This is a genomic window from Streptomyces sp. NPDC029466, from assembly GCF_055574515.1.
The window spans coordinates 102,968-120,948 of the sequence record NZ_JBVHZH010000023.1 but is presented as its reverse complement, the minus strand read 5'-3'; the positions used below and the strand labels follow the sequence as shown (position 1 = coordinate 120,948).

Sequence of the window (17,981 nt, the reverse complement as noted above, 5' to 3'; positions counted from 1 at the left end):
CCGGCGCAACGTCAGCAAGCTCGCGGCACTCGGCTCCAGGTACCCTCCCCCCCCCCCCCCCCCCCCCCACACCCCACCCCCCCCCCCCCCCCCCCCCCCCCCCCCCCCCCCCCGCCCCATGCCGTACGTGCGGAGCGCCCGCGGGATGCGGCTCAGCCGCCCGCGCCGTCCTCCGGGCCCGTCGCGGCGTCCAGGTCCGTCACTTCGGCCAGCGCCTCCGCCAGCCACTCCACCCAGAAGGTCTCCAGCCCGATCCCGGCCCGCAGCACCAGCCGCCGCAACCGGTCCTCCGGGTCCGCCGCCGCCCCGAAGTCGCGGTCCTCGATCTCCTGGTACTCCGCCAACTGCCGTCGGTGCAGCGTCAGATGGCGCCGCAGCTCCTCGTCGAGCCCGGCCCGCCCCACCACCGCCGACGCCCGCAGCCGCAGCAGCAGCGCGTCCCGGATGGGCTTGGACTCCTGCTCACCGGAGGCCCAGCGGGTCAGCTCGGCCCGGCCCGCGGGCAGCACCTCGAACTCCTTCTTCTGCCCCCGCGACGGCTGTTCGCTCGGCAGCGCCCGGATGAACCCGGCCTGCTCCAGCTTGCCCAGCTCGCGATAGATCTGCTGATGGGTGGCCGACCAGAAGTAGCCGATCGACCGGTCGAACCTACGGGTCAGTGCCAGCCCCGACGACGGCTTCTCTAGCAGGGCGGTGAGGATCGCGTGCGGGAGTGACATGGGGGAATCCTAGGTCGCGGCGGCCGGGACGCCGCGGCCTCGCGCCGCCCGCCGCGTCCCGGTCCCGCCCCGGCTCACAGGGCCGCCGCCAGCTCCGTCCCCTGCTTGATGGCGCGCTTGGCGTCCAGCTCAGCGGCGACGTCCGCACCGCCGATGAGGTGCACGGTGCGCCCCTCGGCCCGCAGCTCCTCGTACAGGTCCCGGCGCGGCTCCTGCCCGGTGCACAGCACGACGGTGTCCACCGGGAGCGTGGTGGCCGTGCCGTCGACCGTGAGGTGCAGGCCCTCGTCGTCGATCCGCTCGTACGCCGCCCCGGCGATGCTGGTCACGCCCCGGTGCCGCAGCTCCGCACGGTGGATCCAGCCGGTGGTCTTGCCGAGACCGGCGCCGACCTTCGAGGTCTTGCGCTGGAGCAGATGCACCTGCCGCGGGGCCTTGGGGCGCTCGGGCGCGCGCAGCCCGCCCCGGTCGCCGTAGCCGGTGTCGACGCCCCAGGCGCGGAAGTAGGCCTCCGGGTCCTGGCTCGCCGCGTCGCCGGCATCGGTGAGGAACTCCGCGACATCGAAGCCGATGCCGCCCGCCCCGATGATCGCCACGCGTTCGCCGACCGGCGCCCCGTCCCGCAGCACATCGAGGTAGCTGACGACGCTCGGGTGGTCGATGCCCTCGATCTCCGGGGTGCGCGGGGTGACCCCGGTGGCCACCACGACCTCGTCGTACGCCCCGAGGTCCGCGGCCGTGACCGGGGAGTTCAGCCGGACGTCCACGCCATGGCTGTCGAGCTGGTGGCGGAAGTAGCGCAGGGTCTCGTCGAACTCCTCCTTGCCCGGTATCCGCTTGGCGATGTTCAGCTGCCCGCCGATCTCGGCCGCGGCGTCGAAGAGGGTGACGGCATGGCCGCGCTCGGCCGCGGACACGGCGCAGGCGAGTCCGGCCGGCCCGGCGCCGACCACGGCGAGCCGCTTGCGCCGCCGGGTGGGGGAGAGCACCAGCTCGGTCTCGTGGCACGCCCGCGGGTTGACCAGGCAGGACGTGATCTTCCCGCTGAAGGTGTGGTCGAGGCAGGCCTGGTTGCACCCGATGCAGGTGTTGATCGCCTCGGCCCGGCCGTCCCGCGCCTTGGCGACGAAGTCCGGGTCGGCGAGGAAGGGCCGGGCCAGCGACACCATGTCGGCGCGTCCGTCGGCGAGCAACTCCTCGGCGACCTCGGGGGTGTTGATGCGGTTGCTGGTGACCAGCGGGATGTTCACCGAGCCCATCAGCCGCTTCGTCACCCAGGTGTAGGCGCCGCGCGGCACCGAGGTCACGATGGTGGGGATACGGGCCTCGTGCCAGCCGATACCGGTGTTGATGATCGTGGCCCCCGCCGCCTCGATCTCCTTGGCGAGGGTGACCACCTCCTCCAGCGTGGAACCGCCCGGGACGAGGTCCAGCATGGAGAGCCGGTAGATCAGGATGAAGTCGGTGCCGACCCGCTCCCGGGTGCGGCGGACGATCTCCAGCGGGAAGCGCATCCGGTTCTCGTACGAGCCGCCCCACCGGTCCGTGCGCCGGTTCGTCGCGCCGACGACGAACTCATTGATCAGATAGCCCTCGGAGCCCATGATCTCGACACCGTCGTACCCGGCGGACTTGGCCAGCTCCGCCGCCCGCACATAGTCCTCGATGGTCTGCTCGACCTCGTCGTCGGTGAGCGCGTTCGGCACGAAGGGGCTGATGGGCGCCTGGAGGGCGCTCGGCGCTACCAGGTCCGGGTGGTACGCGTACCGCCCGAAGTGCAGGATCTGCATCGCGATCCGCCCGCCCGCGGCGTGCACCGCCTCGGTCACGGTCCGGTGCTGCGCGGCCTCCTCCTCGGTGGTGAGCTTGGCCCCGCCCTCGTACGGCCGGCCCGCGTCGTTCGGCGCGATGCCGCCGGTCACCATCAGGCCGACGCCGCCGCGCGCGCGGGCGGCGTAGAAGGCGGCCATCCGCGCGAAGCCGTTCTCGGCCTCCTCCAGCCCGATGTGCATCGACCCCATCAGCACCCGGTTGGGCAGGGTGGTGAACCCGAGGTCGAGGGGGCTCATCAGGTGGGGGTACTGGCTCATGGGGGCCTCCAGGCGCGGTGGTCGTGGCAGTAGTTGTAGACCAGCCCCCCAAGTTATGCAACAAGTTGCAAAAAACGTGACGCAGACGACTCCGCCGCATGCCGGGGTGCCCGGCTCCGCACCGCACGGCGTGCAGTTGCCAGGTCGCGCAGTGCGACGTGTCACAGACAACCCGGCGACGCTGTGGGAGCTTCAACTGTGCTGCTCCCCGGTGGAGTTGGAGTGGCTCCCGACGGTCTGCCCGCATGTGGAGAGGATCGAATGAGCACTGCGCAAGCCCTCACGCTCGACCAGGTGGTCGACACCGCCCGGTACCCCCTGCCGGAACCCGACAGCGCCGGGGGACAGGCCGTGATCTCCCGGGCCCGGCACGAACTCCGAACGCTCGGCTGCACCGTGCTGCCGGACTTCATCCGCCCGGCGCTCCGTGCGGCGCTGGAGCAGGAGTGCGCCGCCATCGCCCCCCAGGCGCACTTCGACATCGAGACGGTCAACGTCTACAACATCGCGGTGGACGCGGACCTGCCGGCCGGCCACCCCGGCCGGCGGACCTTCCAGCGGGGCAACGCCTTCGTCCCCCGGGACCGGGTGCCCGCGGAGTCCCTGATCGGCCGGCTCTACGCCGACCCGGTGTTCCAGGACTTCCTGGCCCGCTGCTTCGGACTGCCGCGGCTGCACGAGCTGGCGGACCCGCTCTCCGGGCTGGTGCTCAATGTCGTCGCCCCCGGCATGGAGCACCCCTGGCACTTCGACACCAACGAGTTCACCGTCAGCATGCTCACCCGGCAGGCGCAGGACGGCGGTGTCTTCGAGTACTGCCCGAACATCCGGTCCGCGCACGACGAGCGCTTCGACGACGTCCGGGACGTCCTGGACGGCCGGGGCGAGCGGCTGATCCGGCGCCTGGCGCTGCACCCCGGCGACCTCCAGCTGTTCAAGGGCCGCTACTCGCTCCACCGGGTGAGTCCGGTGCGCGGCGGGACCGCGCGCCACTCCGCGATCTTCGCCTACAGCGAGCGGCCCGGCGTCATCGGGAGCGTGGCCCGCACCCGGCAGCTCTTCGGCCGGGTCCTGCCCGCCCACACCGCGGCCGAGGGCCGGGCCGTCCGGGGCGACCGGCTGCTGGACTAGCGGACGGCCCGGACATTGCGCCGTACGTACGCCGTCCCCGCTCCGCGCGCCATGGGGTGCCGGACACGGTGGGTGACGGCGCGACCATGGATGAGTGACAGCACAGGTCCCCACGATCCGAATCGAGAGAGCAGAATTGAATAACCGTCAGGAAAGGGCCGCCATGACGACCTTCGACCGGGAGGACAGCCTCCCGCGGGTGCCGCTGCCCACGCTGGAAGCGAGCTGCGAGAGGTTCCTCGCCTGGTGCGCGCCGCTGCTGACCGCCGACCAGCGGGCGGCGACCGAGGCGGAGGTGGCCGCCTTCCTCCGCCCCGGCGGCCCCGGCCGGGTGCTTCAGGCGGCGCTGGAGGAGTACGACGCCACGGAGGGCGTCCACAGCTGGCTCGACACCTTCTGGCCGTACCGCTATCTGGGCCGCCGGGACCGGATCGCGCTCAACGCCAACTTCTTCTTCCTGTTCCGCGACCCCGCCCCCGGACAGCCGCAGTCTCAGGTGGAGCGGGCGGCCGGGCTCATCGCCGGCGCCGTCGACTACAAGCGCCAACTCGACGCGGAGGCCATCCCTCCGGTGGTGCAGCGGGGCGTGCCCCAGTCGATGGTGCAGAACCGCTTCCTGTTCTCCGCCACCCGGATCCCCGGGACGGAACAGGACACCGTCCGCAGCCCCTACACCGACGCCTGGCCAGGGCCGTCCGACGCCCGGCACATCGTGGTGTTCCACCGCGGCAACCTGTTCCGGATGGACGTGCTCGGCGCGGACGGGGTCCCGCACGGCCTGGACGACCTCGAAGCGGGCCTGCGCGCCGTACAGAAGGCCGGCGCCGAACCGGCCGCGGCCGGCACCCCGGTCGGCCACCTCACCACCATGGCGCGCGCCGAGTGGGCCGCCGCCCGGGAGTCCCTGCGCGCCCACCACCCCCGCAACACGGCCGCCCTGGACGACATCGAGACCGCGCTGTTCTGCGTCTGCCTGGAGGACGCCGCCCCCGCGGACGTCCAGGAGGCCTGCGACCAGCTGCTGTACGGCGACGGCGGCAACCGCTGGTTCGACAAGGCGGTGTCCCTGATCGTCTTCGCCGACGGCCGGGCGGGCATCAACGTGGAGCACTGCGAGCTGGACGGGACCACCATCCTCAGCTTCACCGACGCCCTGCTCAGCGCCCCGGCCGAGGAACACTCCCGCCGCTCCGGCGCCCGCTCCCAGGGGCAGCCGGCCCTGGAGCCGGTCCTCTTCGAGCTGGACGACGCCCTCCGGGCGCAGGTGCGCTCCGCCGCCGACGCCTTCGCGGAGTACGGCGCGAACACCGCCACCCGCACCGTCTCCTTCGACGACTTCGGCAGCAGCACCGCCAAGGCGCTGGGCACCTCACCGGACGCCTTCGTCCAGCTCGCCTACCAGCTCGCCCATCAGCGGGCCAAGGGACACCTGGGCGCCACCTACGAGTCCATCGCCACCCGCCAGTGGCGGCACGGCCGAACCGAGGCGATGCGTGTCGTCACCCCGGAGATCCAGGCGTTCGTCGCCGCGATGGAGGACCCGGCGGCCTCCCCGGACACCCGCCGGGCCGCGTTCCGGGCCGCCGCCGGGAAGCATGTGGCGCGCGCCAAGGAGTGCCAGGCCGGCCAGGCCCCCGAGCAGCATCTGTGGGAGCTGGAACTGATCCAGCGGCGGCGCGGGGCGGAGCTCGGGGTGACCGAGCAGCCCGCCCTCTACCGGACCCCGGGCTGGCTGACGATGCGGGACGACTACCTGAGCACCAGCTCCGCCCCGTCCGAGAACATCCAGTACTTCGGCTTCGGCTCCACCAGCAGCCGCTGTATCGGCGTCGCCTACGTCCTGCTGCCGGACCGCTTCCACCTCTACCTCAGCACCCCCCTGGCGGTGGCCGGCCCGATGCGGGTCTTCGCCGACCGGCTCCGCGAGGCGGTGGCCGAGCTGCGGGAGCTGCTGGCGTCCGGGCGGTCCGCGGACTGACCGTCCCGGGCGGGCCGGCGGCCGTCCCCGCTACTTCAGCAGCCGGGACAGCCGCCGGTCCGCCAGGGGCTTGCCGCCCGTCTGGCAGGTGGGGCAGTACTGGAGCGCCGAATCGCTGAACGACACCTCGCGCACCGTGTCCCCGCAGACCGGGCACGGCTGCCCCTTCCGCCCGTGCACCCGCAGCCCGCTCTTCTTCTCCGCCTTGAGGTCCTTCAGGGCCAGCCCACGGGACCGCTCGACCGCCTCCGTGAGCGTGCTCCCGACCGCCGCGTACAGCCGCTCCACCTCCTCCCCGGAGAGCGTCGCGGCCAGTTTGAACGGCGACATCCGGGCCAGGTGCAAGATCTCGTCCGAGTAGGCGTTCCCGATCCCCGCCAGCACGCTCTGATCCCGGAGCACGCCCTTGATCTGCCGGCGCTCGCCCTCCAGCAGCGCACGGAAGGCGGCCAGCGTGAAGTCCTCGCCGAGCGGGTCGGGCCCGAGCCGCGCCACCCCCGGCACCTCCTGCGGATCCCGTACGACATACACCGCGAGGTGCTTCTGACTCCCCGCCTCGGTCACGTCGAACCCCGCCCCGTCATCCGGACCGGCGAGCCGCACCCGCAGCGCCAGCGGCCCTTTCCCGGGCCGCGGCGGCACCGCAGGCAGCGCGTCGTTCCATCGCACCCACCCCGCCCTGGCCAGGTGCAGCACCAGATGCAGCGCCCCGACCTGAAGATCGAGGAACTTCCCGTGCCGGGTCACCCCCTCGCACGCACCGCCTTCGAGCGCGGTGACCGGTGGGTCGTAGGTCTTCAGCGCGTGCACGGCCACGGGGTACACCCGGCCGACGGCCCGGCCGGCAAGACGGCCGGCGAGGAACTGGGCGAGTGACTCGACTTCCGGCAATTCAGGCATAACGCCAGTCTGCCCGGAGGGCGCGCCCGGCGCGGGGCGGCGGGGCGGCGGGACGGTCCCGGGCCGTCCCCGTCAATCCCGGTCAGCGGGGGCGAGGCGCCGCCGTCCCGACGAGCCGCCGACGCCAACGGCCTTGACACCACGGCATGTTGGGACGGCCGGTTGATCCGAACCGGGGTGGCTGCCCATGACTCCGGCAGTAGCCTGTGGGGGCTCATTGAAGGGGGATGCGATGAAGCAGCTCGAGGCCGGTGACCCGCGGCAGATCGGGCCCTACACACTCCTGGGCCGGCTGGGTGCCGGCGGGATGGGGGCGGTGTACCTCGGCCGGGCCCGGGGCCGCACGGTCGCGGTGAAGGTGGTGCGGCAGGATCTGGCACGGGACGACGCGTTCCGGGACCGGTTCCAGCGCGAGGTCGAGGCGGCCCGGCTGGTGTCCGGGGCCTTCACGGCGCCGGTCGTGGACGCCGATACGCGAGGCGAGCTCCCCTGGATGGCGACCGCCTTCGTCGTCGGCGTCTCGCTGGACCAGGCGGTCAGCACCCGGGGCCCGTTGCCCGAGGGCGCGCTGTGGGCGCTGACCGCCGGGGTGGCGGAGGCGCTGGCCAGCGTGCACGACGCCGGGCTGATCCACCGGGACCTGAAACCGGCGAACGTCCTGCTGGCGCTGGACGGGCCGCGCGTCATCGACTTCGGCATCGCGCGGGCCGTCGACGGCACCGCGCTGACCTCCACCGGCGCGATCATCGGCTCGGCCTCGTACATGTCGCCGGAGCAGGCGGTGGGGGAGACGCTCACCCCGGCCAGCGACCTCTTCTCGCTGGGCTCGGCGATCGCCTTCGCCGCTGGCGGGGACAGCCTGTTCGGCGCGGGCGCGGCCGCGGGCGTCCTCTTCCGCATCGTGCACACCGAACCCGGTCTCGGCGCGGTCCCGGCCGGGCTGCGCGACCTGATCGCGTCCTGTCTGGCCAAGAACCCCGACGACCGGCCGACCCCGCGCCAGGTGTCCGAGTTCGTCGAGCGGGAGGGCCACCCCATCCCGTCGGGCGGCTGGCTCCCGGAGGCGGTCGCCGCCGACATCATCGCCGTCCGCGCCGTCATGACCACGCTGCCCGAGCCCCCGCCGACCCGGCCGTTCACCCAGGTGGCGCCGGTCCTCGGCAGTGCGGCCTCCGGGGTGGCGGAGGCCCTTCCGGCGGCGTCGGACGGTCCGGGGCCGGGCCGCCCGGAGCCGGGCGATCCGGTCGCGGGCCACCGGGAGCCGGGCGATCCGGTTGCGGGCCCCCCGGAGCCGGACCGCCCCGACCTCGACCGCCCCGACCCGGACCGCCCCTGGACGAGCCGCCGGAAGCTGCTCCTCGGGCTGGCCGGCGGAACGCTCGCGGTGGCCGGAGCGGGGACCTGGCTGGCCCTGAGCGGTACCGGGCAGGCCGGCGCCGGGCCCGGCCTCCGCCGCCCCTCCGGCGACGATGTCCCCGAGGCGACCCTGGCCTGGAAGGACCGGCAGTCCGCGGCCTGCCCACAGGTGATCTCGACCCACGGTGTCGTCGTCTGCCCCTCCCTCGAACGGGTCCTGGCGCTCGACGACGAGGGCAATACGAAGTGGACCGTGAACGGCGCCGACCACGGCCTCGCCTTCTCGGCGCAGGGATCGGTGCCGAACGTGATCGCCGCGGTGGACGACGGCCATCTGTACGTGGCCGGAATGGTGATGAAGTCGGCGGCCGTGCGGAGCGCCGTGCTCGCGATCGACCTGGCCAAGGGGAAGGCTGCCTGGACCGCCACGCTGGACCGGCCGCACACCCAGGGAGTGCTCCGCTTCTGCGGCGTCCTGGACGGCACGGCGTATCTGATCGGCTTCGGTGACGGCAAGGACCACGGCCCGTCCCCCGTGGGCTACCACGTCTGGGCGCTGGACCTCGCCTCCCGTAAAACCTCCTGGCTGTACGGCGAGGACGCGGACCTCATCTTCTCGGCCCTGCCGCAGCGCGGTGACCACGCCCTGTTCGCCGGCACCACCCGGGTGCGGGCACTCGACGCCGAGGGCAAGGCCGTCTGGTCGAAGAAGGTGCAGCCGCACACCCTCGACGCCGCCGGGCAGCACGTCGTCCTCGTCGACGGCGGCAGCCGGATGTCGGCACTGGACCCGGCGACCGGAAAGCACGTGTGGACGGTGCCGGACATCGTCCCGGCGTCCCTCCGGGGCGGCGGCATCGCCACCGACAAGGACGGGAAGATCCTCTACGCCCTCTACCAGGACAAGGACCACGGCTACTCCCTGGGCGCCCTCGACAGCGGCACCGGCCGGACGCGATGGAAGGCGCCGCTCCCCGCCGACTCCAAGGACTCCCGGTCCTTCGGCGCCCGTCTCCTGTGCGCCGACGGAAACCTGTACCGGATGGGTCCGGACTCCGTCGTCTGGGCATGTGACCCCTCGAACGGCAAGCCCCGCTGGAAGTACACCGGCATGAAGGGAACCGATCCCACGAAACTGGCGTGGACAGCCGGTGACGGGCGACTCTGCCTCTCGGACCCGACGGCCACGACGGTCGCCGCTCTCCACGCGAACGGAGCCTGAAAATGGAGCCGTTGGACCCTTCGGACCCGCCCCGGGTCGGCCCCTACACGCTTTTGGGCCGCCTGGGATCGGGCGGCATGGGCTCGGTCTACCTCGGGCGGTCGGCCGGCGGCCGCACGGTCGCGGTGAAGCTGATCCGCCCGGAACTGGCCGGCGACACCGGGTTCCGCGCCCGGTTCCGTGCCGAGGTGTCAGCGGCGCGGGCCGCGTCCGGCGCCTTCACCGCAGCGGTCGTCGACGCGGACCCGGATGCCGCCGTGCCGTGGATGGCGACCGCCTTCGTACCGGGCATCTCCCTGCACCGCGCGGTGGAGATCGGCGGCCCGCTCCCGGAGACCGCGCTGCGGGCCCTGACGGCCGGCATCGCCGAGGCCCTGGTGAACATCCACGCCGCACGGCTCACGCACCGCGACCTGAAGCCCGCGAACGTCCTGCTGGCCCTCGACGGGCCGTACGTCATCGACTTCGGCATCGCCCGGGCCGCCGAGGGGACGGCGCTGACGACCACCGGCGTGGTCCTCGGCACGCCCGCGTACATGTCTCCCGAGCAGGGAAACGGCGAACCGCTCTCCTCGGCGAGCGATATGTTCTCGCTCGGCGCCACCCTCGTCTTCGCCGCGTCCGGGGCGAGCCCGTTCGGCGAGGGCCGGGTCCCGGACGTCCTGAAACGGGTGGTGTACGACGAGCCCGACCTGTCCACGGTCCCGGACGGCCTGCGGCTGATGATCGCGGCCTGCCTCGCGAAGAACGCCACCGACCGGCCGACGCCACGTCAGCTCATCGAATTCATCGAACGCGACGCGGAGTTGGCGGCCCCCGGCGCCTGGCTCCCACCGGCCCTGATCACCGCGATCGAAGAGGCATCCGCGGTCATGGCCCCGCCCCGGCCACCCGCCCCGGGCCCCACCCAGCGCCTGCCCGCCCCGCCCGATGCCGCGGACGCCGCACCGACGGCGGCCACCCAACTCCTGCCCGCCCCGCCCGACACCGCGGACGCCGCACCGACGGCGGCCACCCAACTCCTCCCCCCTCCGCCCGCCCCGCCCGATGCCGCTGGTGCCGCTGACGCCGGGCCGACAGCGGCCACCCAACTCCTGCCCCCTCGGCCCGAAGCCGCTGACGCCGCACCGTCACCGGCCACCCCATTCCTGCCCGGCCCCGCTTCCCCGCCCGCCGGTCAGCCTCCCGCGTCCAGGCCCCCGGAACCCCCGTACGGGCCGGCGCCGGACTTCCCGGACGCACCCCCGGCCCCCATCCCCGGGTCCCCGGCCCCCATCCCCGGGTCCCCGCTCCCCACCCCCGGGTCCCCGCTCCCCACCCCCCTCCTCGGCCGCCGCAAGCTCCTCCTCGGCCTGGCCGGCGGAACCGTCGCACTGGCCGGCGGCGGCACCACACTCGCCCTGTCACTCTGGGACACCCGAACCGGCAGCAAGGCGACCTCCCCCTCCCTCAAAAACCCCTCACGCTCGCTCGCCACCCGCACCGTCGCCACCCCGCGGTGGACGGCGCCCCTCACCGAACCCCTGACCCAGGTGACGGGCACGGACGGGACGGTCGTCGCGGTCAGCGGCAGGCACCTCTGGGCCTTCGACCACGCGGGCCGCCCCCGGTGGGGTCCACTGGCCAACCTCCGGGCCGCGCCGGCCGTCGCCGGCATGGGCGGCAGCCCCGTCGTCGCAGGTCACGGCATGGCGTTCGCGATCGGACAGACGAAGATGTTCGGCCGGTCGCGCTGGGTGCCGGAACCGGCCACGGTGCTGCGGGCCGTGGACCTCGACACCGGCAAGGTCGCCTGGACCCTCGGCAGCCCGCAGAGCGGCGTGGCCACCGCGTGGGTGCCGGGAATGCTCGACGACACGGTCTACGTCACCGGCACCATGTCGAAGAGCCGCCTGCCCGACGACATGGCGAAGCTGCGCTCCGAACTCTCGAAGCTGAGCTCCGACCCGTCGAGGGGAGCGGCGCTCTTCGCCCACCAGGGCTTCATCTGGGCCGTGGACCCGGCGACCGGAAAACTCCGCTGGGATGCCACCTTCAACAACACGACCATGGGCCAGGCCACGCTCAAGGTCCCGTCGTCCGGTACCCGCCTGCTGTGGATGACCAGCAACCCCGACCGGAGCGCCCCGAAGCTCGCCGGACTGGACGTCCACGCCCGCGGCAGGATCCAGTGGCAACAACCCGCCCCCGGAGGCGGCCAGACCTCCGGCCACGAGACCGACTTCTTCACCGTCTCCTGGCACGACGGCCCTCATTGCTCCGCCGGCGGCCTCTTCCTCTACCTCTCCGACCGCCTCTACGCCATCGACGCGACGAACGGCCAGAAGGCATGGCAGTCTCCCGACCGCGTGCCCATCCACGCCATGGCGGCCTCCCCGGACGGCTCCACCGTCTACGCCGCCGGCCCCGACTTCCAGGGCCACGTCATCCTCCACGCCTTCGACGCCAAAACCGGCGCCGTCCACTGGGCAGGCCGCCTCCCCTTGCCCCGCACCGGCATCCTCGCCCTCCAGCCCACTCCCCACACCACCTACCTCTGGGCCCACTCCCAACTCTGGGCCCTGGACCCCGAAACCGGAAAAGCCCGCTGGACCTACGAATTCGCCGGCAGCACCGCCTCCTGGCCCTCCTCCGTAGCCTTCTGGGCGGACGACACCCAGGTCTACGGCCCTACGGAGAAGGGGCTTACGGCTATCGGGGCCGGGGGGAAGTAAGCACGGCGAAGGCCGCCACCCCGGAGCGGGGTGACGGCCTTCGCGCGGAATCCGCGACTTAGATGTCGAAGTAGAGCACGAGCACGACCGGTGCACATAGTGGGCGAAGCGGAGCGCCTGGTGGGCGGCCGGCCACGACCGGGATACACACGACTGGGCGGCGGCGTTCGCGAGAATCGCGCCAGGCGACGGCTCATAGGACTCTTGAGAAGCCGTTCGCGCAGCTGGAAGTATTTGATCATCTGAGGAATGGTCAACGGGGGAGTGTTCTTACGTGGGTGTGGTGCTGCCTGGCTGGGCGGACGAAGTACTCGACATCATCGGTGTCTCATGGCCGAACGTCGACGAGGACGACTACCGGGACATGGCCGATGCCATGCGGGAGTTCGCCGATGACATCGACCACGGTGCCAACGAAGCCCACACGGCCATCCAGGGGTTGGTGGGGTCAGCGGGTGGCTCGTCGGCTGTCGATGCGCTCGACGCTCACTGGAGCAAGATCAATGGCACTCACCTCAAGAATCTGGGGGAGTGCGGCCGCATGGCGGCCACTGCCATGGATGGTGTGGCGGTCCTCATCGAGGGCGCGAAGATCGGCGCGATTGTCCAGCTGGGTATTCTCGCCGCAGAAGTGATCGCCGCGCAGGCGGCGGCACCGTTCACGCTGGGTCTTTCCGAAGTCGGTGCGCTGGCCGCGACCCAGGCGACCCGGGTAATCGTCAAGCGCCTCTTCAAGGAGGTGTGCCAGCAGGTCGCTGAACAGGTCATCAGCATCGCCCTGACGCCCGTCGAGGAGGCCCTGGGCGCAATGGTCGGCGACCTGGTCGTCCAGATCGGTGCCAACGCCCTCGGGGCCAAGGACGGAGTGGACCTGGGGCAGACCGCGAAGGCCGGCAAGGACGGCTTCCATCAGGGCGTGCAGGACGCCAAGGACTCCGCGAAGTCGGCCGCGGCCAACCCGATGGAACTCCTCAGTGCCGGCGGCGGCAGTGGGGGCGGAGGCGGCGGAGGCGCCGGGGGAGGGTTCAGTTTCGACCCGGATGAGCACGACCGCGTGGTGACGGGCCTGCAGAGTGCCGGTGGCACCTTCCGCAACAAGGCCGGCGGCAAGATCGGCCGGGCCAGAAGTCACCACGGGCGTACGCGTGGCAAGGACGCCATCGCTGACGCGGCTAACGCGATGTTGGACAAGGTCATCGACGGCATCGAGGACGGCGTCAAGAAGACCGCCAAGCACCTCGACGACAACATGACCCGTGGTGTGAAGCAGATGGCCAAGAACCATCAGGACAACGACCGTAAGCTGGCCGACCACTTCACAGGCATCGGCAAGGGCGACAAGAAGGACCCCAAGGCGCCGGGGGGTGGCACCGGCGGGACGGGTAGCCGCGCCGGCGGCAAGAATCCGGGAAGGGGCGCACCGAAATCGCCCCTGCGGAACGGGGCAGCAGAACCGGACAAGACCAGCACCCCAGCGGACGACCGCAACTGTCGAAGCGATCCGATCGACATCGCCTCGGGTGAGATGGTCCTGGCTCAAGAGGACGTCAGCCTGCCAGCTGTTCTGCCGCTACTGCTCGCGCGAACTCATGTGTCCTCCTACCGCTGCGGTGGGTGGTTCGGCCCGTCGTGGTCCTCGACCCTCGACCAGCGCCTCGAAGTCGATGACGAAGGTGTCGTCTTCGCTGCTGAGGACGGCATGATCTTGGTCTACCCAGTCCCCGGGCTCGATGAGCCGGTCCTCCCCGTCGAGGGTCCCCGATGGCCGCTCAGTAGGGATCCGGAAACGCCCGGTGGACTCCGCATCAGCGACCCGCAGGAGGGACGCTCCTGGCACTTTGCCAAGCCGGCCAACGTTACAGGTGAGCTGCGAGGGTTGAGCGCCTCACAGCTCCCGCTGACGGCCATCACCGACCGGCACGGGAATCAGATCGACATCGACTACTCCGACGACGGCACCCCCAGCGAGGTCTGGCACAGCGGCGGATACCGGATCCGAGTCGAGACCGCGGGGCCACGGATAACCGGGCTGCGCCTGCTGGGCGCGAGGAGTTCGGACGCGGTGGCACTGGCCGCCGAGCCAACCGGTAGCGCGGAGGCCGAGGGCGACTCCGCGGTGGGACTGCTGCTGACTGCATTCGCCTATGACGACAACGGGAATCTCACCGAGGTCACCAACTCGTCCGGTGTACCGATGTGCTTCACGTATGACCAGGACGGCCGGATCACCTCCTGGACCGACCGCAATCGGCATCGTTACGACTACCTCTACGACACGGCTGGACGCTGTGTCGAGACCCGCGGCGAGGGTGGATTCCTCGATGCCGTCTTCGCGTACGACGACGAGGCGCGCTGCACCCGGGTGACCGATGCACTGGGACAGGTCACCGTCTACCAGCTCAACGAGCGTGGTCAGACGACAAGGGAGACGGATCCCTCGGGCGCGGTCACCACCTTCGAATGGGACCGGTACCGCCGATTGCTGCGGCGTACGGACCCGCTGGGCCGTGCGGTCACGATGGAGTACGACGCGGCGGGCAACGCCACCGCGGTCACCCGCCCCGATGGCTCGCGGATGACCGCTGTCTACAACGAGCTCCACCAGCCCTTGCTCATGGCCGGTGCGGACGGTGCGGGCTGGCAGTACGCGTACGACGATTGCGGAAACCTGCTGCAGATCACCGATCCCGTCGGAGCCACCACCAGTTATGAGTACGGCTCTTTCGGTCGTCTCACAGCCGTCACCGACGCAATCGGTCAGACCACCCGGCTCACCACCAACGCCGCCGGACTGCCGGTAACCGTCACCGACCCTCTGGGAGCCGTGAGCAGATGCGAGCGGGACGCCTTCGGCCGACCTCGGCTGGTGACCGATCCGATGGGCGCGGTGACGGCGTTCGGCTGGACGGTGGAAGGCCAGCCGGCCTGGTGCGTTCGGCCCGACGGTCACACCGAGCGGTGGTCCTACGACGCCGAGGAGAACCTGCTCCAACACGTCGATGCGGCCGGCGGAACCACGTCCTTCCAATACACGTATTTTGACCGAGTCTCCGTCCGTACCGGCCCTGACGGTGCCAGGTTCACCTTCGCCTACGACGCTGAGCTGCGACTCATCGCCGTCACCAACCCTCAGGGACAACTGTGGCGCTACACCTACGACTCGCTGGGCCGGGTCGTGCAGGAGACCGACTTCAACGGACGACACATCAGCTACACCCACGATGTGGCCGGCCGGCTGACGTCGCGGACCAACGGTGCCGGCCAGACCGTGCGCTACACCCGCGATCTGCTTGACCGTGTTGTCCGCGAAGCCACGCAGGCCGGCGGAGCGCGATTCCACTACGACGCCGAAGGCCGTCTGCTGTACGCGGCGAACGGCGCCACGGACCTGGCTTTCACATACGACCCAGCGGGTCATTTGCTGACAGAGCAACAGGATTTGGCGGTCATCGAGTTCGGCTACGACGACCTGGGGCGGCGCACCCTGCGCCGTACCCCCAGCGGTGTGGAGAGCCGGTGGACCTACGATGCGGCCGGTCGGCCGGCAACGCTGGTCAGCGCGGGGCGAGAGGTCAGGTTCGGTCACGACCTCGCCGGTCGGGAGATCCGCCGCAATCTCGGTGCGGCGGTCCTCTCCCAGACCTGGGATCCGGCCAACCGTATGACGGCCCAGACCCTCTCGGGTATGTCGGCCCCGCATGGTGCCGACATATCTGAGACTGCGCTACGACACCGCACCTTCGCCTACCGCCCGGACGATCAGCTGCTCGGTTTCACGGACACCATGCTGGGGACGCGAGCCTTCGATCTGGATCCGGTGGGGCGGGTCACCAGCGTCTCGGGGCACAACTGGTCCGAGACCTATGCCTATGACACTGCGGGCAACCTGGCCTACACGGGAGGCCAGACCGCCGGGCAGGCAAGCTCGAACGACACCGCGGGGACGAGGTCGTACGACGGCACTCTGCTCCGCCAGGCAGGCCGCACCAGCTACGAGTACGACGGCCAGGGACGGGTCGTCAAGCAATGCCGCAGGCTGCTCTCCGGCGGCACCCGCAGCTGGCACTATTCCTGGGACGCAGACGACCGCCTCACCACGGTCACACTCCCGGACGGCACCCTCTGGCGCTATCACTACGACCCCCTCGGCCGCCGCATAGCCAAGCAGCGGATGGGCGGCGACGCCACCACAGTGGTGGAGCAGACCACGTTCACCTGGGACGGCACCGTTCTTGCCGAGGAGCTGCGCAGCAGTGCAGGGCCGGCTGGTGTCCAGGTCACCAGCTGGGAGTGGGACCCGGTCGGCTACCGCGTCCTGACCCAAGTGGACCGAACCGCCGGCGTATCCGAGCCGACGCAGGAGGAATTCGACGAGCGGTTCTACTCCATCATCACTGACCTGGTCGGCACACCCACGGAACTTGTCGATGAAGACGGTGCGATTGCCTGGCATTCCAGGTCCACGCTGTGGGGAACACCGCATCCCGCTGATCACCGCGAGGCTGTGGTGGAATGCAGCCTCGGCTTCCCAGGTCAGTACCACGACCGTGAGAGCGGCCTGCACTACAACCTGTTCCGCTATTACGACTCACTCACCGCCCGATATCTCAGCCCCGATCCGCTCGGCCTCGGGCCCGCCCCCGACCCACACGGCTACGTCGACAATCCCTTCGCCGAGATCGACCCACTCGGCTTGGCGAAGAAGAAGTGCCCGGTCATCATCGAACGCTACGGCAGCGAGGCGGAAGCGAAGGCGAGCGCCGCAGTGAAGCCGAACGGGGGTCTTGTCCCGAGGCCCGGCCACGAACGGCAGCCAAAGTGGATCGCCCAGACCGGCAAGGTCAACCCCGGCACGCTGGGCAAGAGCAAGAATTACACGCACAAAATGGAGTTCCACTGCAAGCCAGAGGTGTTGGCCTGGTTGAAACAGTACGAGATCAAGCCGACCAATGAGCCAGGTCGCTATGCGGTACCGGCAGACAAGATCGATGAGTTCAATAAGTACGTGGAGAAGACGACCGTCCAGCCCCTCGACTCAGGCGGCGGCCGTAGGAGGAGACGATGAATCCGTCATCGCCGCGCGGAAGGCTGCGTCAGGCCCTGCTGTGTGTCGGCGAAAGGGGTGACGTCAACGAGGCCGGCCTCAGTGCGGCGGTCACCACCGCGCTGCGCGAACTGGCTTCGCAGGCGCTGGGCGAGCGATCGCGCGTCGAACTGGTCACCGTTGGTGCTGAGGACCGCCCTTGGGGACGAAGCCTCGGTCTTCGGCTTGCGGACTATGACGTAGAGCTGTCGGACGTGCTCCTGTACGCAGATCAGAGCGACCTTCCGCCCCAGGTGCAGAAGAGTTTCCCGACTCTGAGCCAGGAGGAGTGGGAGGCCGTACTGCTGGTCTCCAAGCTCATCTTCATGGGGCTTCAATCGGAGCCCGAGCCTGTAGGCGACGTTGCCGGCCAACATCCGCAGGTCACCCCGAGGCCGCCGCGGTCGGTAGCGAGAGAGCAGTTCTGCCAGGCGCTGGCTGCCATTTCGGAACGCGCTGACCTGCACCAGGACGAACTCACTGCGCAATTGCGCACCGCGCTCCTGAACTTTGCGTCGGACACGCCCGACAACAAGGACGCCGCTCAGCGCATCGCAGTGCTGCACACCGAGGGGCCCCGGCAAGGGCCGCGCTTGTGCCTCAGCCGCTCGGGGCTGGCCCTCGCGAAGGTAGTGCTGAGCGCTGGTGGCTGTCCTGTCCCCAGCTGCGTACTGGAGGAATTCCCGGACTTGACCCAGGACGAGTGGAACGCAGTCATCCACGTCACAGGCCTGACGCTCATGGCATTCGAGCCCGAGCCAGCCCGCGACGTGGGATAGCGTCCGTGC

9 protein-coding genes are annotated in these 17,981 nt (G+C 70.9%); 6 read left to right on the top strand and 3 right to left on the bottom strand.

The window, feature by feature from the left end; translation table 11 throughout:
- Positions 1-152: 152 nt before the first annotated feature.
- Together ACZ4XD_RS19245 and ACZ4XD_RS19240 are read right to left on the bottom strand one after the other, a co-directional pair.
- The gene (locus tag ACZ4XD_RS19245; RefSeq protein ID WP_468043560.1) at positions 153-719 is read right to left on the bottom strand and encodes a PadR family transcriptional regulator; all 567 of its coding nucleotides are present in this window, start codon (positions 717-719) and stop codon (positions 153-155) included.
- Positions 720-793: 74 nt separating this feature from the next.
- Entirely contained in the window at positions 794-2,809 is a 2,016-nt protein-coding gene (locus ACZ4XD_RS19240) for an oxidoreductase (protein ID WP_468043558.1), read from the bottom strand.
- 261 nt (positions 2,810-3,070) lie between these two features.
- On the opposite strand from ACZ4XD_RS19240, the gene ACZ4XD_RS19235 reads away from it, so the two are divergent.
- Positions 3,071-3,940, top strand: a complete 870-nt coding sequence (locus ACZ4XD_RS19235; RefSeq protein WP_468043556.1) for a HalD/BesD family halogenase — start codon at positions 3,071-3,073, stop codon at positions 3,938-3,940.
- Positions 3,941-4,103: 163 nt separating this feature from the next.
- Positions 4,104-5,918 (top strand): choline/carnitine O-acyltransferase, encoded by a 1,815-nt coding sequence (locus ACZ4XD_RS19230; RefSeq protein ID WP_468043554.1) that lies wholly within the window; start codon positions 4,104-4,106, stop codon positions 5,916-5,918.
- Between the two features lie 30 nt (positions 5,919-5,948).
- Here the strand turns inward: ACZ4XD_RS19230 and ACZ4XD_RS19225 are convergent, their stop codons facing one another.
- Entirely contained in the window at positions 5,949-6,818 is an 870-nt protein-coding gene (locus ACZ4XD_RS19225; protein ID WP_468043552.1) for an Fpg/Nei family DNA glycosylase, read from the bottom strand.
- A gap of 232 nt (positions 6,819-7,050) precedes the next feature.
- Between ACZ4XD_RS19225 and ACZ4XD_RS19220 the strand changes: the two genes are divergently transcribed.
- From ACZ4XD_RS19220 to ACZ4XD_RS19205, 4 genes are all read left to right on the top strand, one after another.
- Positions 7,051-9,396: a protein kinase domain-containing protein gene (locus ACZ4XD_RS19220; RefSeq protein WP_468043550.1), complete on the top strand. Its 2,346-nt coding sequence runs from the start codon at positions 7,051-7,053 to the stop codon at positions 9,394-9,396.
- Between the two features lie 2 nt (positions 9,397-9,398).
- Complete coding sequence (locus tag ACZ4XD_RS19215; RefSeq protein WP_468043548.1) at positions 9,399-12,110, top strand: protein kinase domain-containing protein; 2,712 nt, start codon at positions 9,399-9,401, stop codon at positions 12,108-12,110.
- A gap of 274 nt (positions 12,111-12,384) precedes the next feature.
- Positions 12,385-17,175: a DUF6531 domain-containing protein gene (locus ACZ4XD_RS19210; RefSeq protein ID WP_468043546.1), complete on the top strand. Its 4,791-nt coding sequence runs from the start codon at positions 12,385-12,387 to the stop codon at positions 17,173-17,175.
- Entirely contained in the window at positions 17,172-17,972 is an 801-nt protein-coding gene (locus ACZ4XD_RS19205; protein ID WP_468043544.1) for a hypothetical protein, read from the top strand. The genes ACZ4XD_RS19210 and ACZ4XD_RS19205 overlap by 4 nt, the downstream gene beginning before the upstream one ends.
- The last annotated feature ends 9 nt before the right edge of the window (positions 17,973-17,981 follow it).